General features: G+C 67.2%; 22 protein-coding genes. 18 read left to right on the top strand and 4 right to left on the bottom strand.

Annotated features, from left to right (window positions below):
- The first annotated feature begins 135 nt into the window (after positions 1-135).
- From AC1REK_RS22600 to AC1REK_RS22590, 3 genes are read left to right on the top strand one after another with little or no spacing between them, the layout of a single operon-like run.
- Positions 136-894 (top strand): creatininase family protein, encoded by a 759-nt coding sequence (locus tag AC1REK_RS22600; protein ID WP_492270115.1) that lies wholly within the window; start codon positions 136-138, stop codon positions 892-894.
- Entirely contained in the window at positions 894-1,742 is an 849-nt protein-coding gene (gene ugpE / locus AC1REK_RS22595) for a sn-glycerol-3-phosphate ABC transporter permease UgpE (RefSeq protein WP_316019831.1), read from the top strand. The genes AC1REK_RS22600 and ugpE overlap by 1 nt, the downstream gene beginning before the upstream one ends.
- 7 nt (positions 1,743-1,749) lie before the next feature.
- Positions 1,750-2,829: a sn-glycerol-3-phosphate import ATP-binding protein UgpC gene (locus AC1REK_RS22590; protein ID WP_316019830.1), complete on the top strand. Its 1,080-nt coding sequence runs from the start codon at positions 1,750-1,752 to the stop codon at positions 2,827-2,829.
- 12 nt (positions 2,830-2,841) lie between these two features.
- On the opposite strand, the gene AC1REK_RS22585 is transcribed toward AC1REK_RS22590, so the two are convergent.
- Positions 2,842-3,594: a sulfite exporter TauE/SafE family protein gene (locus tag AC1REK_RS22585; protein ID WP_316019829.1), complete on the bottom strand. Its 753-nt coding sequence runs from the start codon at positions 3,592-3,594 to the stop codon at positions 2,842-2,844.
- A gap of 214 nt (positions 3,595-3,808) precedes the next feature.
- On the opposite strand from AC1REK_RS22585, the gene AC1REK_RS22580 reads away from it, so the two are divergent.
- Positions 3,809-4,495 carry a L,D-transpeptidase gene (locus AC1REK_RS22580; RefSeq protein WP_492270116.1) on the top strand — a complete coding sequence of 229 codons (687 nt, stop codon included), beginning with the start codon at positions 3,809-3,811 and terminating at the stop codon, positions 4,493-4,495.
- Positions 4,496-4,504: 9 nt separating this feature from the next.
- On the opposite strand, the gene AC1REK_RS22575 is transcribed toward AC1REK_RS22580, so the two are convergent.
- Complete coding sequence (locus AC1REK_RS22575; protein WP_492270117.1) at positions 4,505-5,389, bottom strand: aldose epimerase family protein; 885 nt, start codon at positions 5,387-5,389, stop codon at positions 4,505-4,507.
- Between the two features lie 13 nt (positions 5,390-5,402).
- Complete coding sequence (locus AC1REK_RS22570; protein WP_492273823.1) at positions 5,403-6,140, bottom strand: IclR family transcriptional regulator domain-containing protein; 738 nt, start codon at positions 6,138-6,140, stop codon at positions 5,403-5,405.
- Positions 6,141-6,260: 120 nt separating this feature from the next.
- Here AC1REK_RS22570 and AC1REK_RS22565 point away from each other — a divergent pair, with 120 nt between their 5' ends.
- The 8 genes from AC1REK_RS22565 (at position 6,261) to AC1REK_RS22530 (ending at position 13,471) form a co-directional block, all read left to right on the top strand.
- The gene (locus AC1REK_RS22565; protein ID WP_492270119.1) at positions 6,261-7,121 is read left to right on the top strand and encodes a CoA transferase subunit A; all 861 of its coding nucleotides are present in this window, start codon (positions 6,261-6,263) and stop codon (positions 7,119-7,121) included.
- A 5-nt stretch (positions 7,122-7,126) separates the two neighbouring features.
- Complete coding sequence (locus tag AC1REK_RS22560; RefSeq protein ID WP_492270120.1) at positions 7,127-7,897, top strand: CoA-transferase subunit beta; 771 nt, start codon at positions 7,127-7,129, stop codon at positions 7,895-7,897.
- On the top strand, positions 7,894-8,604 hold the full coding sequence (pcaH, locus tag AC1REK_RS22555) for a protocatechuate 3,4-dioxygenase subunit beta (protein WP_492270121.1): 711 nt from the start codon (positions 7,894-7,896) through the stop codon (positions 8,602-8,604). The genes AC1REK_RS22560 and pcaH overlap by 4 nt, the downstream gene beginning before the upstream one ends.
- Complete coding sequence (gene pcaG, locus AC1REK_RS22550; RefSeq protein WP_492270122.1) at positions 8,594-9,175, top strand: protocatechuate 3,4-dioxygenase subunit alpha; 582 nt, start codon at positions 8,594-8,596, stop codon at positions 9,173-9,175. Before pcaH ends, pcaG begins: the two co-directional genes overlap by 11 nt.
- A gap of 172 nt (positions 9,176-9,347) precedes the next feature.
- Positions 9,348-10,244: a 2-dehydro-3-deoxygalactonokinase gene (locus tag AC1REK_RS22545; RefSeq protein WP_492270123.1), complete on the top strand. Its 897-nt coding sequence runs from the start codon at positions 9,348-9,350 to the stop codon at positions 10,242-10,244.
- Positions 10,241-11,149, top strand: a complete 909-nt coding sequence (locus AC1REK_RS22540) for a ribokinase (protein ID WP_492270124.1) — start codon at positions 10,241-10,243, stop codon at positions 11,147-11,149. Before AC1REK_RS22545 ends, AC1REK_RS22540 begins: the two co-directional genes overlap by 4 nt.
- 141 nt (positions 11,150-11,290) lie before the next feature.
- Positions 11,291-11,815 carry a retropepsin-like aspartic protease family protein gene (locus AC1REK_RS22535; protein WP_492270125.1) on the top strand — a complete coding sequence of 175 codons (525 nt, stop codon included), beginning with the start codon at positions 11,291-11,293 and terminating at the stop codon, positions 11,813-11,815.
- 156 nt (positions 11,816-11,971) lie between these two features.
- A complete protein-coding gene (locus tag AC1REK_RS22530) occupies positions 11,972-13,471 on the top strand; it encodes a phosphohexomutase domain-containing protein (protein WP_316019818.1) in 1,500 nt (499 codons plus the stop codon).
- Positions 13,472-13,705: 234 nt separating this feature from the next.
- On the opposite strand, the gene AC1REK_RS22525 is transcribed toward AC1REK_RS22530, so the two are convergent.
- Positions 13,706-14,221: a pilus assembly protein N-terminal domain-containing protein gene (locus AC1REK_RS22525; RefSeq protein WP_492270126.1), complete on the bottom strand. Its 516-nt coding sequence runs from the start codon at positions 14,219-14,221 to the stop codon at positions 13,706-13,708.
- A 414-nt stretch (positions 14,222-14,635) separates the two neighbouring features.
- Here AC1REK_RS22525 and AC1REK_RS22520 point away from each other — a divergent pair, with 414 nt between their 5' ends.
- The 6 genes from AC1REK_RS22520 to AC1REK_RS22495 all read left to right on the top strand — a co-directional run bounded on the left by AC1REK_RS22520 (position 14,636) and on the right by AC1REK_RS22495 (position 19,943).
- Positions 14,636-14,806 (top strand): Flp family type IVb pilin, encoded by a 171-nt coding sequence (locus AC1REK_RS22520; RefSeq protein WP_316019817.1) that lies wholly within the window; start codon positions 14,636-14,638, stop codon positions 14,804-14,806.
- A gap of 199 nt (positions 14,807-15,005) precedes the next feature.
- Positions 15,006-15,518 carry an A24 family peptidase gene (locus AC1REK_RS22515; protein WP_327521557.1) on the top strand — a complete coding sequence of 171 codons (513 nt, stop codon included), beginning with the start codon at positions 15,006-15,008 and terminating at the stop codon, positions 15,516-15,518.
- A gap of 126 nt (positions 15,519-15,644) precedes the next feature.
- On the top strand, positions 15,645-16,415 hold the full coding sequence (gene cpaB, locus AC1REK_RS22510) for a Flp pilus assembly protein CpaB (protein WP_327521558.1): 771 nt from the start codon (positions 15,645-15,647) through the stop codon (positions 16,413-16,415).
- Positions 16,412-17,911, top strand: coding sequence for a type II and III secretion system protein family protein (locus tag AC1REK_RS22505; RefSeq protein WP_327521559.1), 1,500 nt, complete (start codon positions 16,412-16,414; stop codon positions 17,909-17,911). The genes cpaB and AC1REK_RS22505 overlap by 4 nt, the downstream gene beginning before the upstream one ends.
- Positions 17,912-17,970: 59 nt before the next feature.
- Positions 17,971-18,687, top strand: coding sequence for a CpaD family pilus assembly protein (locus AC1REK_RS22500; RefSeq protein WP_492270127.1), 717 nt, complete (start codon positions 17,971-17,973; stop codon positions 18,685-18,687).
- Positions 18,687-19,943, top strand: coding sequence for a CpaE/TadZ family protein (locus tag AC1REK_RS22495; protein WP_492270128.1), 1,257 nt, complete (start codon positions 18,687-18,689; stop codon positions 19,941-19,943). The genes AC1REK_RS22500 and AC1REK_RS22495 overlap by 1 nt, the downstream gene beginning before the upstream one ends.
- Position 19,944 lies beyond the last annotated feature (1 nt).

Raw genomic sequence — 19,944 nt, 5'->3', positions numbered from 1 at the left:
CTCCGTGCTCACCCTCCCGTCATGGTCGGGCTTGTCCCGACCATCCACGCCATTTGTGGTCGAGGGCCGTGTTCAAGACGTGGATGCTCGCCACCAGGGCGAGCATGACAGCTGGACGAGCGGAGGCGCGCGCTGATGGCGTCCGTGCTCTGGCAGGAACTCACCGCCGAGGAATTGCGGGCCAAGGCGGCGAACGATGCCGTTGTCGTGCTCCCCGTCGCCTCGATGGAGCAGCACGGGCCGCATCTCGCCGTCGGCGTCGACACCGTGCTCTGCGGCGCCGTCTGCAAGCTCGCCGCCGAGCGCGCCGGGGATCTCGAGGTCGTGGTGGCGCCGACGCTCTGGTGCGGCATGGCCGAGCACCACATGGCCTTCGGCGGCACCTTCACCTTCGACATCCCGACCTATCGCGCCGTGCTGCTCTCGCTGCTGAAGAGCCTGGAGCGGCATGGCTTCCACCGCGTCGTGATCGTCAACGGCCATGGCGGCAACATCGCCGCGCTCTCGGCCTTCCTGCCGGATTTCGCCCGCGAGACCTCGCTCTCGATCCGGGCGACGACCTATTTCCTGCTGGCGCAGCAGGAGATGGCGCCGTTCATGGAGGACCAGACCAGCGTGATGCATGCCTGCGAGGTCGAAAGCGCGATGATGATGGCGATCGCGCCCGATCTCGTCCGCAACGACCGGCTGCCCGAGGCCTTCGGCATGCGCGACGCCGACCCGGCGGCGCTGATGCGCCCGACAGTGGCGCGCTATCGACCCTTTCGCGAGATGACCGAGACCGGCGTGATCGGCGATGCCCGCAAGGCGACGCCGGAAAAGGGCCGCGCCTTCCTGGATGCGGCGGCGGACACGCTCGCAAAGCTGCTGCGCGAACGGGGAGGGCATGGCTGATGGTCGAGGACCGCCGCCTGGGCGATGCGATCGCCTACACCATTCTGACGATCGGCGTGCTGATCGTCGCCTTCCCGGTCTGGCTGACCTTCGTCGCCTCGACCTGGGACAACGCCACCATCATCAACGGCCAGTTGCCGCTCTATCCCGGCCCGCACTTTTTCGAGAACTACTACCGCATCCTCTTCGTCGGCACCTCCGGCACGACCCGTGAGCCGGTGATCGGGATGATGTTCAACTCCTTCGTGATGGCGATGACGATCGCGCTCGGCAAGATCTTCATCTCCGTGCTCTCGGCCTATGCGATCGTCTATTACCGCTTCCCGTTCCGGATGGCGGCCTTCTGGATCATCTTCGTCACGCTGATGCTGCCCGTAGAGGTCCGCATTTTCCCGACCTTCAAGGTCGTCTCCGATCTGCGCATGCTCGACAGCTATCAGGGCCTCGCCGTGCCGCTGATCGCCTCGGCGACCGGCACGCTGCTGTTCCGGCAGTTCTTCATGACCATCCCCGACGAACTGCTCGAAGCCTCGAAGATCGATGGTGCTGGCCCGTTCAAGTTCTTCAAGGACACGGTCTGGCCGCTCTCGCTCACCACCATCGCGGCGCTGTTCGTCATCCAGTTCATCTATGGCTGGAACCAGTATCTCTGGCCCCTGTTGGTCACCACCAAGGATTCGATGCAGACCATCGTCATCGGCATCCGCAAGATGATCGTCACCTCCGACGCCCTGACCGAATGGCAGCTCGCCATGGCCACCGCCATGCTGGCCATGCTGCCGCCGGTCTTCGTCGTCATCGCCATGCAGAGGCTCTTCGTGAAGGGCCTCGTGGAAACCGAGAAGTAAGCCGCCAATGGCTCAGGTCACGCTCAGCAACGTCAAGAAGGTCTATGCCGGCGGCGTCGAGGCGGTGAAGGGTGTCTCCTTCGACATCCCCGATGGCGGCTTCTGCGTCCTCGTCGGCCCCTCCGGCTGCGGCAAGTCGACCCTTCTGCGCATGGTCGCCGGGCTGGAGACGATCTCGGCCGGCGAGGTCGCGATCGGCGAGCGCGTCGTCAACCAGGTCGAGCCGGCCGACCGCGACATCGCCATGGTCTTCCAGAACTACGCGCTCTATCCGCATATGAGCGTTTACGACAACATGGCCTATGGCCTGCGCAATCGCGGCACGCCCAAGGACGAGATCGAGAAGCGCGTCGCCGAGGCCGCCCGCATTCTCGCGATCGAGCCCTTCCTGCAGCGCCGGCCGCGCCAGCTCTCCGGCGGCCAGCGCCAGCGCGTCGCCATGGGGCGCGCCATCGTGCGCAAGCCGCAGGTCTTCCTGTTCGACGAGCCGCTCTCCAATCTAGACGCCAAATTGCGCGTCCAGATGCGCGTCGAGATCAAGAAGCTGCAGCGGGCGCTGGGTGTCACCTCGATCTACGTCACCCATGACCAGGTCGAGGCGATGACGCTCTCCGACAAGCTCGTCGTGATGAATGGCGGCCAGGTCGAGCAGATCGGCGTGCCCTCGGAGGTCTACCGCAAGCCGGCGAGCCGGTTCGTCGCGACCTTCATCGGCTCGCCGCCGATGAACCTCCTGCCCGGCAAGGTCGACGGCCCCGGCATCGTCGCGCTCGGCGAGGCGATCCTGCAGGCCCGCGACCTGCGCGAGGATCTGCCGGCCGGCACGGCGGTCGAGGTCGGCTTGCGGCCCGAGGATGTCGAGATCGCCTCGGAAGGCGCCGCCGGCTCCCTGCCCTTCGACGTCGATTTCGTCGAGGAGCTCGGCGCGACCCAGCTCTTCCACGGGCGCCTCGCCGAGCATGGCTTCGTCATGCAGGCCGGGACGGGCGAGGTCGCGGCGCAGCCGGGCCGGCTCTGGATCACCGTCGACCCCGACCGCGTCCATGTCTTCGACGCCGCCACCGGCTTGCGTCTCGGCCGGGCCTGACGCCTTTTTCGCTCAGTATCCCGCGGCGCGGCGCAAGAGGTCGAGGCCGACCAGGGTCAGCGCTGCCTTCACGGTGATCAGGAACCAGCGCTCGGGCAGCCGGTCGAGCAGCTTGGTGCCGGCGATCGTGCCGGCGAAGCCCGAGGCGATCATCGCCGCGATCAGCGGCACCCAGTCGGTGAAGGCGAAGCCGAGGGCGCCGAAGGCGAAGACCTTGAGCAGATGCTGGAAGGTCTGGCAGGCGGCATGGGTCGCGACCAGCTGGCGCTTCTCCAGGCCGAGCGGCAGCAGCAGCGCCTGCACGAACGGGCCGACGGCGCCGACGAACATGCTGACGATGCTGGCGAGCGCCCCGCCGATCACCAGCCCCGAGGAAGCGAGGCCGGGAATCCGTGGCTTCGGCACCCAGGTCATCGCCAGGATGAAGCTGCCGAGCACGCCGAGCAGGATGCGCTCGGGCAGGGCGATCACGACATAGGCACCGATCACCACGCCGATGACCGATCCGGCGGTGAAGCGCGCCACCAGCGGCCAGAGGGTATGCGCCCGCTGCACGATCGTCCGGCCGACATTGGAGCCGAACTGGACGAGGCCGTGCACCGCGATGACCACGCCGGGCGGCACCGCTCCTGCGAGCGCGCCGAGCATCGCGACTCCGCCGCCAATGCCGAAGGCCGCAGTGAAGGCCGAGGTCAGGAAGCTGATCGCGATCAGCAGGAACGCGATGGCCGGCGAGAGGCCGGTCGGGAGCAGCGTCGGGAGCATGGCGGGAGATTCCAGGCGAGGCTGCCCTTGTGGCATCGCCTGCCTGCTTCGGCAACGCGGCCTGCGGAAACCATTCCGTCGATTTGCGCTTTACAAGCGCCGCTGCAAGGCCTTCCCTCACGTCAAGGCTGGAGCTGCCCGCATGAGGTCGTTCGACCCGCCCGGCGCGGCAAGCAGAGAGCCGTCTCAGGTAGCGTCATTCGGGAGTAGCGTCATGTCCCGCTTTTTCGGCATTCTGGCCTTCGCCTTCGCCGTGCTTTTCAGCCTCAGCCCCGCGCAGGCCGGGGTCAACGTTCGCATCGACATCGCCGCCCAGAGGATGACCGTTACGACCAGCGATGGCGAGGTCCACAATTGGGCGATCTCCTCCGGCCGCAAGGGCTTCCGCTCGCCGAACGGCGTCTATCGGCCGACCCGGCTCGAGCGTAGCTGGTATTCGCGCAAATATGGCGGCGCCATGCCCCATTCGGTCTTCTTCCGCGGCGGCTACGCCATCCATGGCACGACGGCGGTCGGCGCGCTCGGCCGGCCGGCCTCGCATGGCTGTATCCGGCTCCACCCGGCTAATGCCGCCAAGCTCTTCGCGCTGGTCAAGAAGCATGGGGCCGGCGCGACCCGCATCGCGCTCAATGGCGCCGCGACCGATAATTACTCTCGCTTCGCCAACGCCTCGGGCGGCAGCAAGGTCGCCAAGGCGAAGGTCAAGAGCAGCAGGAGCCAGATCGTCCAGGCCAAAAAGATCAATGCCGAGAAGGCGCAGTTCGCCGCCAGGCAGCGTAATGCCCCGGGCTGGGGCGAGGCGCGCGAGCAGATCCTGCTGCGGCCGGCCCTGCCGCCGGGCGCCTATGGCTATCAGCCCTATTATGGCGGCTCGGGCTATGGCGGCTCCGGCTGGCGCTGAGATCTCCGGTTAGAGCGCCTCGGCCGAGATCCGCATCCAGCCTTCTAGCGTCTCTCCGGGCTGAAGCCGCCTGAGCGGCGAGGCAGCGCGGACGACGGCTTCGCTCGGCGCGCCCGCGGCGTGGCTCTGTGGCTCGACGCAGAGGAAATCGGCGCCGGCCGGTGCCCAGACCACAGGGCAGCGCAGGCTCTCGCTCGCGCTGATCGTGATCGCAAGCCCGGCGGAGGGTGTCTCGATCCGCGCCGTGCCATCCCAGCCGAGGAAGCTCCAGGCCGTCTCGGCCCCGGTCGCGAAGACTGGTTTGCCGGCATAAGGTCCGCCGGCTTCCAGCGCCTGCGTGCCGGTGGCGCGGAACTTCTCGCCGAAGATCAGTGCGCCGGTCGCGGTCATACCGAGCCGCGTATCGGCCGCGCAGGGAAACCAGGGGTGCAACCCCATGCCGAAGGGTAGGGCCGCGTCCGACTCGTTGGCGAGTGAAAGCGCAATGGTCATACCGGCCTCGCCGAGGCGGATGTCCTGCCTTGCCAGGTAGCGATAGGGGTCGGGACCGGCACCACGGCGGTGGACCAGGACGGTATGGCCGATGCTCTGTTCCACGACCTCCCAGGCGGCCTGCCAACCGAAGCCGTGAATCGTCCCGGAAGGATCGTTAGCCGGCACGGTAAAGCGGATTTCACCATCGTCGATGAGGCTGTCGAAGGCGCGGTTGGCGAAGGGCAGCATCGCCCAGCAGCCGAACTTGTTCGGTGCGTTCGTCCAGGGCGCGAGTCCCTCCGGCGCGTGCAGCAGCCGGTGCGCGCGGCCATCGGAGCCGCGCCATTCCAACGCGGCGACGATGCCGCCATGCGCGGGCGAGATCCGGGCGACATAGGGGCCGGCAGCGAGGGCGAGCATGGGGTGGCTCCGTTCAGGCGATCAGGGGCTGCAGAAGCTTCTGCATCGCGCGCATGCGCGGCAGCAGATTGGTCTCGATCTCGTCGCTGGCGACGCGCTGGGACTGGACCGAGAGGTTGAAGGCGGCGGCGACCTGGCCACGGCCATTGACCAACGGCATGGCGAGCGAGACCAGGCCGAGCTCGAGCTCCTGATCGACGATCGCATGGCCCTGGACCCGGACCTCGGCAAGTTTCGCCATCAGCGACTCGATTTCGGTCACCGTATGCGGTGTCAGCGCCGCTGGCTTGCCGGCGAGGATGCGCACTCGCGCCTCTTCCGGATCGAGCGCGGCCAGCAGCACGCGGCCCATCGAGGTACAGAAGGCCGGCAGCCGGGAGCCGACCGAGAGCCCGACCGACATGATCCGGCGCTGGGCCGAGCGGGCGATGTAGACGATCTCGTGCCCGTCGAGCAGGCTGGCCGAGGAGGATTCGTGGGTCTCTTCCGAAAGCCGCTCCAGGAAGGGCTGGACGAGCTTGGGCAGCGCCGTCGAGGACAGCCAGGCGTAGCCGAGCCGCAGCACTCGCGGCGTCAGGCGGAAGAACTTTCCGTCGAATTCGGCATAGCCGATGCTCGTGAGCGTCAGCAGACAGCGCCGGGCGGCGGCGCGGGAGAGATCGGTGGCGCGGGCGACATCGGCGATGGTCAACCGGTCATGGCCGGCATCGAAGCACTCGATCACCGCCAGCCCCTTTTCGAGGGCGGCCATATGGTCGGGCGAGGGCGGCGGGCGCCCCGCTGCGCTGCTTGACCCTGTCAAGGCCTGTCCGTAAAGTTCGAAAATGAAAACGATGTGCGATTAACGCACAAACTCGGAGGAGATGTCAAGGTGGCGAAATTCGTCTCCCTTCAGGAGGGGATCGAGGAGGTGCTGCGCGACGGCGACTCGGTCTCGATGGAGGGCTTCACCCATCTGATCCCGCATGCCGCCGGCCATGAGGCGATCCGCCAGGGCCGCAAGCGGCTGACGCTGATCCGAATGACGCCCGACCTGATCTACGACCAGATGATCGGCATGGGCTGCGCCGAGAAGCTGATCTTCTCCTGGGGCGGCAATCCTGGCGTCGGCTCGCTGCACCGCCTGCGCGACGCGATCGAGAATGGCTGGCCGCATCGCCTGGAGATCGAGGAGCACAGCCACGCCGCCATGGCTAACGCCTATGAGGCCGGCGCCGCCAACCTGCCCTTCGCGGTCTTCCGCGGCTACAAGGGCGTCGACCTGCCCAAGGTCAACCCGAACATCCGCTCGGTGACCTGCCCCTATACCGGCGAGGTGCTGGCGACCGTGCCGGCGCTGCGGCCCGATGCGGCGGTGATCCACGCGCTGCGGGCCGACCGCGAGGGCAATGTCCTGCTCGAGGGCATCGTCGGCGTGCAGAAGGAGGCGGTGCTGGCGGCCAAGCGCTCGCTCGTCACGGTCGAGGAGATCGTCGAGGATTTCGGGCCGCGCAATGCCAATGCGGTGATCCTGCCGGCCTGGACCGTCACCGCCATCGCTCACGTCCCGGGCGGCGCCTACCCGTCCTATGCGCATGGCTACTACAAGCGCGCCAACGAGTTCTACATCGGCTGGGATAAGATCGCGCGCGAGCGCGATAGCTTTTTGTCATGGATCAAGGCGAACGTCCTGGAAAAGGGCCCTGATGCGTTCGCGCAATACGCCCGGCCCCAGCGTCAGGCGGCGGAGTGAGCGAGATGAGTCACACCCCTTCGGAGATGATGACCATCGCCGCGGCGCGGCTCCTGGGCAATGACGATGTCTGCTTCGTCGGCATCGGCGCGCCTTCGGCCGCCTGCAATCTCGCCCGGCTGACCCATGCGCCCGGCATCACGCTGATCTACGAATCCGGCACGCTCTCGACGCGGCCGAGCGTGCTGCCGCTCTCGATCGGCGATGGCGAGCTCTGCGACACCGCGCTGACCACCGTGCCGGTGCCGGAGATGTTCCGCTATTGGCTGCAGGGTGGGCGCATCACCATCGGCTTCCTCGGCGGCGCCCAGATCGACCGCTTCGCCAATCTCAACACCACCGTGGTCGGCGATTACGCCTCCCCCAAGGTCCGCCTGCCGGGCGGCGGCGGCGCGCCGGAGATCGCCAGCAATTGCGGGCAGATCTTCATCACCATGGCGATGGGCTCGCGCGCCTTCGTCGAGACGCTGCCTTTCATCACCTCCTTCGGCCACGGCACCGGCAAGGGCGACCGCGAGAAGCTCGGCCTCAGGACCAGGGGGCCGACCCGGGTGATCACCGATCTCTGCGTCATGGCGCCGGATCCGGAGACCGCCGAGCTCAGCGTGATCTCGCTGCACCCCGGCGTGACCCGCGAGCAGGTCCAGGCCGGCTGCGGCTGGCCCTTGCGCTTCGCCGCCGATCTCACCGAAACCCCGGCGCCGAGCGACCAGGAACTCGAGGTGCTGCGCGGCCTGCATGCGCGCACCCGGCAAGCCCATGGAGTGGCGGCATGAGCCTGATCTTTCCCCGCACCGGGCTGCAAGCCCATCCGCTCAACAACTCGCCGGAGTACAAAAGCACGCTGAAGCGGGCGCCCTCGCAGCCGCTGATCCTGCTGCCGCATACGCTGTCGGAGACCAGCGGCCCGGTCTTCGGCCACAGCGCGGTCGCCGAGGGCGATTCCGATCTCACCCGCCAGCACGCCGGCGAGCCACTCGGCGAGCGCATCATCGTCACTGGCCGCGTGCTCGATGAGGACGGGCGGCCCGTGCCGCACACGCTGATCGAGATCTGGCAGGCCAATGCCGGCGGCCGCTATGTCCACGTCAAGGATCAGCATCCGGCGCCGCTCGACCCGAACTTCACCGGCGCGGGCCGGGCCCTGACCGATGCCGAAGGGCGCTATCGCTTCGTCACGATCAAGCCCGGTGCCTATCCCTGGCGCAACCACCACAATGCCTGGCGCCCGGCCCATATCCATTTCTCGTTGTTCGGGCCGAGCTTCCTGTCGCGCGTCATCACCCAGATGTATTTCCCGGGCGACCCGCTCTTCCCCTTCGATCCGATCTTCCAGTCGATCACCGATGCGAGGGCGCGCGAGCGTCTGATCTCGCGCTTCGACCTTGACACAACCGAGCCTGAATGGGCGCTCGGCTACCAGTTCGACATCGTGCTGCGCGGCCGCGAGATGACGCCGACGGAGGAGCCGCATGAGCACTGATCCGAAGGCTCCGCTCGAACTCACACCGTCCCAGACGATCGGGCCGTTCTTCGCCTATGCCCTGACGCCGCGCGCCTATGGCGGCAAGGAGCTCGCCACCGAGCAAGTCGCGACAGAGGGCGTCGCCGGCGAGCGCATCCGCATCGAGGGCGTCGTCTATGACGGTGACGGCGTCCCGGTTGGGGATGCCATGATCGAGACCTGGCAGGCCGATGCCGAGGGGCGCTTCAGCGCCGCCGGCAATGCCGGCTTCACCGGCTTCGGCCGAGCCGAGACCAATGCCGAAGGCGCCTATTTCATCGAGACCGTGCGTCCCGGCGCCCTGCCGGGTCCGAACGGCGCGATGCAGGCTCCGCATCTCACGATCTCGGTCTTCGCGCGCGGCCTGCTGATCCGGTTGGCGACGCGGGTTTATTTCGACGGCGAGCCCGGCAATGCCGGAGATCCGGTGCTGGCCCTGGTGCCGCAGGAGCGGCGCGCTACGCTGATAGCGAAGCGCGGCGCCGATGGCGTCTACCGCTTCGACGTCCGGCTGCAGGGCGAGGGCGAGACGGTCTTCTTCGATGTCTGATCGGCGCGCCGCTGCTCTCATGACGAGGGCTGGGAGCGAAATGACGGGCACGCGCCTCGGCCCATGCGGATCGCGATTGATCCCACGCTCCGCTTGAGGCATCGCTGACCCGGTCATTCGCCCTAACCCCCGCCCACCTCCTGAGGGGGCGGGGGGCACGCCGGAGCCTGCCATGCCCAATCCCCTGATCGCGCTCGACTGGGGCACGACCCGCGCCCGCGCCTTCCTGATCGGCGAGGACGGCACGGTGCTCGACAAGCGCACCGCAGATCGCGGCATCCAGTCGGTTCCGGCCGGCGGCTTTCCCGCCGCTTTCGAGGCGATCGCCGGCGACCTGCGCCGGGCCAATCCGGAGGCTGCCATCCTGCTCGCAGGCATGGTCGGCAGCCGCAATGGCTGGATCGAGGCGCCCTATGTCGCCTGCCCGGCGAGCCCGGCCGAGATCGCCGCCGCCGGCCTGCGCGTCACGCTCGACGACGGCACCGCCGCGACCGTTCTGCCCGGCCTCTCCTGCGACGAGGACGCCTTCGACGTGATGCGCGGCGAGGAGACGCTGGTTGTCGGGCTCGGCCTCAGCGACGGCGTCGCCTGCCTGCCGGGGACGCATTCGAAATGGGCCAAGGTCGAGGGCGGCCGCATCACCCGCTTCGCCAGCTTCATGACCGGCGAGGTCTACGGCCTCCTGCGCGAGCATTCGATCCTGTCGCGTCTGGCGGAAGAGCCGGCCGGTGAGGATGCCGCCGAAGGCGCGCGTCGCGGTATTGCCGCTGCCGCGCGGCCGGGCGGACTGCTCAATGCCGCCTTCGCCGCCCGCTCCGAAGTGCTGGCCGGGCGGATGAGCGGCGGCGCGGTTGGCCCCTATCTCTCCTCGCTGCTGGTCGCGCAGGAGATCGCGGCAGCGCGCGCCATGTTCGGCGGGCTCGAGAACCTGCATCTCGTCGCCGACGGCGTGCTCGCCCAGAGCTATGGAAGGGCGCTCGCGGCCGCCGGTCTCGACCATCAGCTCGTCACGCCGGAGGCCGCCTTCGTTGCCGGCGTGGCGCGTCTTGCTTCGGACCTGCCAGCGTGATCGTCGTCTTCGGATCGCTCAACCTCGATCTGGTGACACCGGTCGAACGCCTGCCCGGTGCCGGCGAGACTGTGCTCGGCCCCGGCTATGCCCTTCATCCCGGCGGCAAGGGCGCCAACCAGGCGCTGGCGGCGCGCCGGGCCGGTGCCCCGGTCGTGCTCGTCGGCGCCGTCGGTCGCGACGCATTCGCCGAGCTCGCAGTGGAATTGCTGGCCGCCGATGGCGTCGACCTGACCCATATCGCCCGCGTCGCCGCGCCGACCGGCGCGGCCTTCATCGCGGTCGATGCCCAGGGCCAGAACCAGATCGTCGTCGCCGCCGGGGCCAATGCCGAGGCCAGCGCCGATGCGCTGGCGGCGATGGGTCTCGGCGAGGGCGATCTGTTGCTGCTTCAGCGCGAGGTGCCGGAAGAGCAGTGTCTTCGCGCGGCGAAGGCCATGCACGCGGCCGGCGGTCGCGTGATCCTCAACCTCGCCCCGGCCGGCGTGCCGGTTCCGGAACTGCTCGGGCTGACCGATATCCTGATCGCCAACGAGCACGAGGCGGCGCTGCTCGCGCAGGGCCTCGGTTGGGCGGAGACCGAGCCAGATGCAATCGCCCAGCGGCTCGATGCCGAGCGCGGCATCGCCTGCATCGTCACGCTCGGCGCCGAGGGCGCGGTCGGCTGGCATGGCGGCGTACGCCGCCGGCTCGAGGCGCCTCGGGTCGCGGTGGTCGATACCGTCGCCGCCGGCGACAGTTTCGTCGGAGCCTTCGCCGCGGCGCTGCAGGCGGGCTTCGGCTTTTCGGGCGCGTTGCAGCGCGGCCTCGCCGCCGGCTCGCTTGCCTGCACCGTCGCCGGCGCGCAGCCGAGCGTGCCCCGCCGCGAGGCGATCGAGGCCCTGGTCGGGCAGAGCTTCCTGTAGATTTTGTGTGATCGGTTTGAGCAGGCGTTAAGCCTGCCGATAGGGCACCCAGGCGGATCTCGCTGGGTTCGGCTTCCGATTCACGCTTCGTCAGCACTCGGCGCGGCTATCTCGCAGCGGAAACGCGTGAAAGGACGTTGGATGGCGCCGCGGCCGATCGTCTGGTCCCTGGGCATAGCCGGCATCACCGGCCTGCTGGCACTCAACCATGCGAACAATCTCGCCTTGGATACCAAGGACGGGGCGGCTCTCGCTGTCGCCCGCCCGGAGCGACCCGCTGGGAACCTGGGGGAGCGTCGTTCCCTGACGATCAGCGCCGATTATCGCGGCCAGTACATCGTGCACCCTTCGATCGACAATTATCGGGTCAGGATGATGGTCGATACCGGTGCGAGCGTCGTCGCGCTGATCGACTCCGATGCGCGGGCGCTGGGCGTGAAGCCGGATCGCTCGGCCTATAATTACCCCCTTGGCACCCCCAATGGCGTGGTCAGGGGCGCGCGGATACGTCTGCGCGAGATTCGGCTCGGCGACATTCTCGTTCGCGACGTCGACGCCGTGGTGCTGCCCGCGGGCGTATTCGGCGTGAGCCTGCTCGGCACCTCCTTCCTGCGCAAGCTTTTCGGCTATGAGGTCCAGGGCGGAAGGATGGTCCTGCGCGGTTGAGGCTTTCCGTTCCCATCGCCATTCCGATGGGCTATGCCGGCCTTGCGTCCTTGCCCTCTCATGCTCAGGCTCCGTTCATGTAGCCTGTGGCCTTTCCGCTCAGCATGTCTCCTGCGGGCTCTGCCTGGCCCGCTCTCCTCGAAGATGGATGGCCCGATGTTTCCGAAGCCCCTGCCCGAGCTCTTCCCGAACACCTTCGACTATGAATCGCTGCCGATGGTGAAGCCGACCGGCTTCCGCGAATACGATGCGCGCTGGTTCTTCGGAAAAGAGCTCAACCTGATGGGCGTGCAGGCCGTCGGCATGGGGCTGGGCACGCTGATCCGGCGCATGGGCGTCAAGCCCGAGATCGTCACCGCGCACGACTTCCGCAGCTACTCCTCCTCGATCAAGATGGCGCTGGTTACCGGCCTGATGGCGGCCGGCTGCAAGGTCCACGACATCGGCCTCGCCATGTCGCCCATGGCCTATTTCGCTCAGTTCGAGCTCGACGTGCCCTGCGTCGCCATGGTCACCGCCTCGCATAACGACAATGGCTGGACCGGCATCAAGATGGGCGCCCAGCGCCCGGTCACCTTCGGTCCCGACGAGATGGGCCAGTTGCGCGACATCGTGCTCGCCGGCGATTTCGACCTGCCGGGCGGCGGCTCCTACCAGTTCGTCCCGGATTTTCCGGCACGCTACATCGCCGATCTGACGAATCGCCCGAAGATCAAGCGCAAGCTCAAGGTCATCGCTGCCTGCGGCAACGGCACTGCCGGCGCCTTCGCGCCGCAGATCCTGGAAGCGCTCGGCTGCGAGGTCATCCCGATGGATGCCGAGCTCGACCACACCTTCCCGCGCTACAATCCGAACCCCGAAGACATGAAGATGCTGCACGCCATGGCCGACGCCGTGAAGCAGCACGGCGCCGATGTCGCGCTCGGCTTCGACGGTGACGGCGACCGCTGCGGCGTCGTCGACAATCATGGCGAGGAGATTTTTGCCGACAAGATCGGCGTGATGCTGGCCCGCGATCTCGGCAAGCTCAATCCGGGCGCGCAGTTCGTCGTCGACGTCAAGTCGACCGGCCTGTTCTCGACCGATCCGGAACTGCAGAAGCTCGGCGTCAAGACCGATTACTGGAAGACCGGCCACTCCTACATCAAGCGCCGGGTCCGTGATCTCAACGCGCTCGCCGGCTTCGAGAAGTCCGGCCACTTCTTCTTCAACGCTCCGGTCGGCCGCGGCTATGACGACGGCGTCGTCACCGCCATCGCGGTGATCGACATGCTCGACCGCAATCCCGGCAAGTCGATGGCCGAGCTCTACGCTGCCGTGCCCAAGACCTGGGGCACGCCGACCATGGCCGCCAAATGCGCCGACGAGATCAAATACGGCGTCAGCGACAAGATCACCCAGCGGATCCAGGCGATGCAGGCGGCGGGCGAGAAGATCGCCGGTCAGAAGATCGTCGACGTCATCACCGTCAACGGTGTCCGCGTCGTCAACGAGGACGGTACCTGGGGCCTGATCCGCGCCTCCTCGAACAAGCCGGAGCTGGTCGTGGTCTGCGAGAGCCCGGTCTCGGAAGCCCGCATGCGCGAGATGTTCAAGGCGATCGACGGCGTGCTCCGCGAGAATCCGGAAGTCGGCGCCTACAATCAGACGATCTGAGCGGAAGCGACGGAGCCGTGCGGGCATGGCCTGGCACGGCTCCGTCTGACCTCGCCATCCCGTGCTTTTGGAGCGCGCTTCGGCGCTGCGCAATAAGGACTGATCCGGCCGGCCTTCCCCGGCCGACAGACCGTTTACCCAGCTTGAGCTGCCCAGTGCCGGCTCAGCTTTAGAATCGACGCCTCGACATGCAGGCAGATCGCACAGTTGTGCCCGGCCGCGCAGGCCGCTTGGTTAGCGCCGATCGCCCGTCGCGGCGGTGTTGCGGGCTTTGTTCTGTCCGCCGACCTCGTCGAAGAAGCGCTTGACGTCGCCGAGCTGCGCCGCCGGCTGGCAGACAGGCGTGCAGGAATAGCTTTCACGCTCGAGGCCGCGCTGCACGGTCAGCATCGAATCGCTGGCGGCCTGTACCCGTACGGAGGACTCGGCCAGCAGCGTGCCGCTGCCGTCGAGCGCGATCAGGTTGGTCACCCCGAAACTCTTGCCGGTGACGACCATCACGCCGTTTCGCTGGACTGAGACGTCGGCGATTGCGGGGTTGCCGACGATCACGGTTTGCGCCCTTTCGGGCAGGCGCACCACCTTGGCGTGATCGACGGTCACGACCACCGACCCCTGGTGGCTCGCTGCGGCGGCCGGAGCGGGCGCCGGTGCCGGGCGTGTCTGAGCGATTGCCGGGGACCAGACGGGCGCGCTGGCCGCGATGGCGGCGATGAGAACAAGCCGCGAGGCGGTCATCGCAATCAACATAGCTGGCGCCCCAAGATTTCCAACAGGCCGAGCAAAGCCGAAAATGATGAACCAATCCCTAAGATGGCGATCTGGCCGATGCAGAGAGGTACGGTTCGGACGCCAAGGCTTGGGGTAGTGCGTCGAAATTGGGTAGTCTGGCGCTCGGTCGAGGGGGAAATGAAAGTCGTCAGCTTTCGAGGATGGGAACAAATACTGTAGTTCGTAAAATTGTATCAATATATATACGCATAGTTAACTTCTGAATTGAGATAGGATCGTGTTAACCATCCAAGAAACACATGCGCAATTCTCCGAATTCTTGAGTCGCTTTAACTGATCAGCAATGCGGTCCGTGTAGCTTCGCAATTGTCGCTGACCGAAGCCGATCCAGAGCAAGGCAGCAGTCAAACCGTGGTGCAAAAGGAGACTACCATGACCAAGCTTTTCGCTCGCTTCGCCAAGAACGAGTCCGGCGCGACCGCCATCGAGTACGGCCTGATCGCCGCCCTGATCGCCGTCGTCGCCATCGCCGGCATGAACCTGGTCGGCTCGGCCCTCAACGGCATTCTGGGCCGTATCGCGACTGCCCTCGGCGGCGCCTGATCGGCGACCGGACGGTCCCGTATCGCCTTCTGGGCGAGTGCTTCGAACGCCCCGGCTCCACCGGGGCGTTCCTGTTTTTAGAGGGCGGCGCTTGCCCGTCATGCCTCCTCGCCAGCCAGCCGGTTTCCGGCTTTTCCGTAAGGCTTTGGTGAGGCGTCGCAGCCCATGCTTGCTGCGCTGAAAGTCCGGGAGACGAAACATGTCGCTGCCGCTGATCGCCATCCTCGTCATCTTCCCCGCTGCCATGGCCTATGCGGCGGCCAGCGACATCGTCACGATGACGATCTCGAACCGTCTCTGCCTGCTGTTGGTCGCGGCCTTTGCGATCTGCGCCATCAGCCTCGGCCTCAGCTGGAGCCAGATCGGCTGGCATCTGGCGGCCGGGGTCATCGTGCTCCTCGTCGGCATCGCTCTTTTCGCGGCCGGTTGGGTCGGGGGCGGCGACGCCAAGCTTGTCGCCGCGACGGCGCTCTGGTTCGGCTTCGAGCCACTCCTGCCCTATCTGATGGTGACGGCGATCGCCGGGGGCGTGCTGACCCTCCTGCTGCACCAGTTGCGCCAGGCGCCTCTGCCGGGCCCGGCAGCGAACTGGGCCTGGGCCAAGCGGCTGCATGGCGTGCAGCAAGGCGTACCCTATGGCGTGGCGCTGGCGTTCGGTGCGCTTGCCGTTCTGCCGCAAACTGCGATCTGGCGGGCGGCGATTGGGCTCTGAACTCCGCAAGCCGCGCCAGGACTAGGCGATTGCAGCAAAAAGATACGTTCAGTTAACCATAAGTTGACGATTCCAACAGCACGATCCGGCCGAGGGCCAGTTCGTGCTGGCTGAGGATCGTCAGCCATGAGTGCCGCCAGAATCATCATTCTCGCAATCGCCCTGGTCTCCGGACTGGGTGCTGCGCTGCTGATCAGCCGGCCCTCCAAGAACGCCCCCGCCGTGAAATACGAGCCCGCACCGACCACGGAGGTGCTGATTGCGGCGGCCGACATCCCTGTCGGCAATCGGCTCACCGCCAGCGATCTGCGCTGGATTCCCTGGCCGCTCGCCAGCCTGCCCACCGGCGTGATTCGCCGCGAGGATGCTCCCGAGGGCGAGGCCGAGTTCGTCGGCCAGGTTGCGCGGGCCCAGCTCTTCGGTTCCGAGCCGATCCGCCGCGAGAAACTCATCCGTACCGATGCAGGCGGCTTCCTCTCCGCGATCCTGCCGCCCGGCAAGCGTGCCGTCGCCATCACCACCGACAGCCGCGGCGCCAACACCGCCGGCGGTTTCGTCCTGCCCAATGACCGGGTCGACGTGATCAGCACCACGCGCGACGACAACAGCAAGGATGGCTCGCCGCCGTTCAGCGAGGCCATCCTGGTCAATGTCCGCGTGCTGGCGATCGGCCAGAACGTCCAGGACAAGAATGGCGACAAGGTCGTGATCGGCGAAACCGCCACCCTCGAGCTCGACCCGAGCCAGGTCGACATCGTGACCCTGGCGCAGAAGACCAGTTCTCTCACACTGGTGCTGCGCAGCCTTCAGGATGCCGGCGACCAGAATGCGCCGGCCAGTGAGGGCGGAATGACCCTCGTGCGCTACGGCGTGACCAGTAAGGGCGTGAAGCCATGATCCCCGCCGTGAACGCCTTGCGCACCTTCCGCCGCCCCGCCATGCGGCGGCGCCTCGGTCTTGCCTTGCTGCCGCTCGCCGCGCTGACAGCCGGCGCGCCGGCCCTGGCCCAGGCCACCGGCGCCGCGCCGGTGCTTAATGTTGGCGCGAGCGAACACGCGATCTCGCGCAAGCTCGATCTCTCGATCGGCCGTTCGCTGATCGTCGAATTGCCGCGCGACGCCAAGGAGGTGTTCGTCGCCAATCCGAAGGTCGCCAACGCCGTCGTGCGCTCGGCCCGCAAGCTCTTCATCATCGGCATGGCCGATGGCCAGACCTCGATGTTCGTGATGGATGCCGAAGGCAGGCAGATCACCGCGCTCGAGATCGAGGTTGGCCGTGATCTCAACGTGCTGCGCCAGACCCTGCGTTCGGCCATGCCGCAGGCACAGATCCAGGTAAAGCCGGCCGGTAACTCGATCCTGCTGGTCGGCACCGTCGCCAACGCCTCCGAGGCTACGCAGGCCGTGGACATAGCGAGCGCCTTCGTCGGCAACGCGACCACCGGCGGGCTGATCCAGACGACGAGCAAGGGCGCGGTGATCAACTCGCTGACCATTCGCGGCCGCGACCAGGTCATGGTCAAGGTCGTGGTCTCCGAGGTCTCGCGCAAGGCGATCAAGCAGCTCGGCATCAACTCGACCGGCGAGTGGAAGCTCGGCAAGTTCAGCATCACGCCTTCGATCGACAACCCGTTCCCGCTGCAGCCGCAGGCGCTCTCGGCCACCGCGATCGGCGCCGGCCTCGGCAACTCGACCAACTTTACGCTGCGCGCGCTCGAGCGGGCCGGGCTCTCCAGGGTGCTGGCGGAGCCGACTGTGACCGCGATCTCCGGCGAGAGCGCCAAGTTCATGGCTGGCGGCGAGATGCCGACACCGACGGGTGTGAACTGCGATACCGACCAGCTCACCCGCCGCAACACCAACTGCATCATCCAGCTGCAGTACAAGCCGGTCGGCGTGTCCCTGAACTTCACGCCGATCGTGATGTCGGAGGGTCGGATCTCGATGCGGATCGCAACCGAAGTCACCGAGCTCGACTTCGAGAATCAGATCCGCCTCAACGACAATCTCAACGCGCCGGCTTTTCGCGTCCGCAAGTCGGACACCACGGTCGAACTCCCTTCGGGTGGTACACTGGCGACCGCGGGCCTGATCCAGCGCATCTCGCGGCAGTCGATCAACGGCCTGCCGGGCCTGATGAACATTCCGATCATCGGCACGCTGTTCCGCTCGCGCGACTATCAGCGTGAGGAGACCGAGCTGATGATCGCGGTGACACCCTACATCGTGAAGCCGATCGACCCCGGCCAGCTCAACCGGCCGGATGACGGTTTCGTCGAAGCGCACGACGCCCAGACGATTCTGATGGGACGTCTCAACAAGATCTACGGAACGACCAGCGGCGGGCCCGTTCCCCAGGCCTATCGCGGCCGCGTCGGCTTCATAGTCGATTGAGCGCTGCGGGCATGCATCTGCAAGGGATGGCGAGCGTGACGACATACGACAGAACCCAGATGAGCCGTCGTCGCCCGGCAGGTCTCCTGCCCGTTCTCGCGGCCGCGCTCGCGCTCGGCGCCTGCGCCAAGCGCGACCTTGCGGAGGGCACTGCGCCTTTCGATACGCGCGAGCGCCATCCGATCATCCTGCGCGATGCGCCGCGCTCGCTCGACGTCTTCGTTGGCCGCGCCGGCGGTGGGCTCGACCCGCGCCAGGCCGACGATGTCGCCCGCTTCGGTCAGGATTATCGCCGCAGCGGCCGCGGCGGCCTGGTCGCCGAGGTGCCGACCGGCACCGGGCGGGAACTTGCGGCGCGCGACACGCTCGAAGGCATTCGCCGCTCGCTGGCGCAGGCCGGCGTGTCCCAGGGTGCGCTCCAGGTCAGGACCTATCCGGTCGTCGATCCCGGCCTCGCCTCACCGATCCGCCTGACCTATGCCTCGCTTCAGGCCGGCCTGCCGCATGCCTGCGGGCAATGGCCGGAAGACGCCGGCGTTTCGAGCTACAAGACCGATGCCTCGAACCAGCCCTTGTGGAACCTTGGCTGCGCGACCCAGGCCAATCTCGCCGCGCAGGTCGCCGACCCGCTCGATCTCGTCCGCGCCCGCAGCGAAGGCCGGCTCGACACCCAGAAGCGCATGGAAGCGATCAGGAAGCTGCGCGAGGGCAAGGATCCGTCGACCGAGTATCGCCAGGAGCAGTCTGCGATCAGCAAAGCCGTCGGAGGCAAGTGATGGCGGAGGGGATGCTTCATGAGCCGGACATGACCGGCGAGGAGATTATCGCGCCGCTGCCGCGCATCACCTTGCAGGCCTTCTGCGAGACGCAGGAAGTCGCCGCCGCCATGCAGGCGGTGACGGCCGACCGGCGTATGGACAAGGCGCAGACCCGTATCCAGATGGGCGGCCCGGCGGCGGCGGTCGAGGCGTTTCGCGCCGCGCCGACGCCGAACGTCATCGTGCTGGAGACGGCAACCGAGCCGGCGCGCTTGATCGCCAGCCTCGACGCCCTGGCCGAGAGCTGCGACCCCGGGACCAAGGTCGTGGTCATTGGCCACGTCAACGATGTCCAGCTCTATCGCGACCTGATCCGCCGCGGCGTCAGCGACTATCTGATCGCCCCGCTCGGCGTGCTCGATGTGCTGCGGACGCTTTCCGAACTCTACGCCACGCCGGGCGCCGAAACGCTCGGACGAACCATCGCTGTGGTCGGGGCCAAGGGAGGTGTCGGCGCCTCGACCGTCGCGCATAACCTCGCCTGGGCGATCGGCCGCAATCTCGACGCCTCGACCGTGATCGTCGATCTCGACATCGCCTTCGGCACGGCAGGGCTCGACTTCAACCAGGATCCCCCGCAGGGCATCGCCGAAGCGGTGTTCGCACCCGATCGCCTCGATGCCAACATGCTCGACCGGCTGCTCTCGCGCTGCAGTGAGAACCTCGCTCTGCTGGCGGCGCCGGCGGTTCTCGACCGCACCATCGATCTCGGTGAGGATTCGTTCGATCTGCTGCTCGACCTGCTGCGCGCCAGCGTGCCCTGCATCGTGCTGGACGTGCCGCATATCTGGACAGGCTGGGCCAAGCGCACGCTGATCGGCGCCGACGAGGTCGTGATCGTCGCTGCGCCCGAGCTCGCCTCGCTGCGCAACGCCAAGAATCTGATGGACCTGCTGCGCGCGGCGCGGCCGAACGATTCCGTGCCGCGGCTGATCCTCAACCAGGTCGGAATCGCCAAGCGGCCGGAGATCGACGCAGCCGAGTTCGCCAAGGCTCTCGGGATCGAGGTCTTGAATGCGATTCCCTTCGATGCGCAGCTCTTCGGGACGGCTGCCAATAACGGGCAGATGATCGCCGAGGTCCAGTCGGGCGGCAAGGTCGCCGAGGCCTTCGTCCAGATCGCGATGGCGCTGACGGGGCGTGGCGAAGCCAAGCGCGGCAAGCGCAGCCTGTTCGAGCCGCTGGTCGCCAAGCTGATGCGCCGGAAGGCCTGAG

This window comes from Allobosea sp. GW823-FHT02B03 (assembly GCF_058797755.1).
This window is presented reverse-complemented; position numbering and strand designations above follow the sequence as displayed.

What these genes read in the sequence shown, in the direction of transcription:
- pcaH (WP_492270121.1), top strand. Translation starts at nt 7,894, where the DNA reads ATGAGCCTGATCTTTCCCCGCACCGGGCTGCAAGCCCATCCGCTCAAC.
- AC1REK_RS22560 (WP_492270120.1), top strand. Translation starts at nt 7,127, where the DNA reads ATGAGTCACACCCCTTCGGAGATGATGACCATCGCCGCGGCGCGGCTC.
- AC1REK_RS22520 (WP_316019817.1), top strand. Translation starts at nt 14,636, where the DNA reads ATGACCAAGCTTTTCGCTCGCTTCGCCAAGAACGAGTCCGGCGCGACC.
- pcaG (WP_492270122.1), top strand. Translation starts at nt 8,594, where the DNA reads ATGAGCACTGATCCGAAGGCTCCGCTCGAACTCACACCGTCCCAGACG.
- AC1REK_RS22585 (WP_316019829.1), bottom strand. Translation starts at nt 3,594, where the DNA reads ATGCTCCCGACGCTGCTCCCGACCGGCCTCTCGCCGGCCATCGCGTTC.
- AC1REK_RS22530 (WP_316019818.1), top strand. Translation starts at nt 11,972, where the DNA reads ATGTTTCCGAAGCCCCTGCCCGAGCTCTTCCCGAACACCTTCGACTAT.
- ugpE (WP_316019831.1), top strand. Translation starts at nt 894, where the DNA reads ATGGTCGAGGACCGCCGCCTGGGCGATGCGATCGCCTACACCATTCTG.
- cpaB (WP_327521558.1), top strand. Translation starts at nt 15,645, where the DNA reads ATGAGTGCCGCCAGAATCATCATTCTCGCAATCGCCCTGGTCTCCGGA.
- AC1REK_RS22580 (WP_492270116.1), top strand. Translation starts at nt 3,809, where the DNA reads ATGTCCCGCTTTTTCGGCATTCTGGCCTTCGCCTTCGCCGTGCTTTTC.
- AC1REK_RS22495 (WP_492270128.1), top strand. Translation starts at nt 18,687, where the DNA reads ATGGCGGAGGGGATGCTTCATGAGCCGGACATGACCGGCGAGGAGATT.
- AC1REK_RS22575 (WP_492270117.1), bottom strand. Translation starts at nt 5,389, where the DNA reads ATGCTCGCCCTCGCTGCCGGCCCCTATGTCGCCCGGATCTCGCCCGCG.
- AC1REK_RS22600 (WP_492270115.1), top strand. Translation starts at nt 136, where the DNA reads ATGGCGTCCGTGCTCTGGCAGGAACTCACCGCCGAGGAATTGCGGGCC.
- AC1REK_RS22545 (WP_492270123.1), top strand. Translation starts at nt 9,348, where the DNA reads ATGCCCAATCCCCTGATCGCGCTCGACTGGGGCACGACCCGCGCCCGC.
- AC1REK_RS22535 (WP_492270125.1), top strand. Translation starts at nt 11,291, where the DNA reads ATGGCGCCGCGGCCGATCGTCTGGTCCCTGGGCATAGCCGGCATCACC.
- AC1REK_RS22525 (WP_492270126.1), bottom strand. Translation starts at nt 14,221, where the DNA reads ATGTTGATTGCGATGACCGCCTCGCGGCTTGTTCTCATCGCCGCCATC.
- AC1REK_RS22515 (WP_327521557.1), top strand. Translation starts at nt 15,006, where the DNA reads ATGTCGCTGCCGCTGATCGCCATCCTCGTCATCTTCCCCGCTGCCATG.
- AC1REK_RS22570 (WP_492273823.1), bottom strand. Translation starts at nt 6,140, where the DNA reads ATGGCCGCCCTCGAAAAGGGGCTGGCGGTGATCGAGTGCTTCGATGCC.
- AC1REK_RS22500 (WP_492270127.1), top strand. Translation starts at nt 17,971, where the DNA reads ATGAGCCGTCGTCGCCCGGCAGGTCTCCTGCCCGTTCTCGCGGCCGCG.
- AC1REK_RS22505 (WP_327521559.1), top strand. Translation starts at nt 16,412, where the DNA reads ATGATCCCCGCCGTGAACGCCTTGCGCACCTTCCGCCGCCCCGCCATG.
- AC1REK_RS22590 (WP_316019830.1), top strand. Translation starts at nt 1,750, where the DNA reads ATGGCTCAGGTCACGCTCAGCAACGTCAAGAAGGTCTATGCCGGCGGC.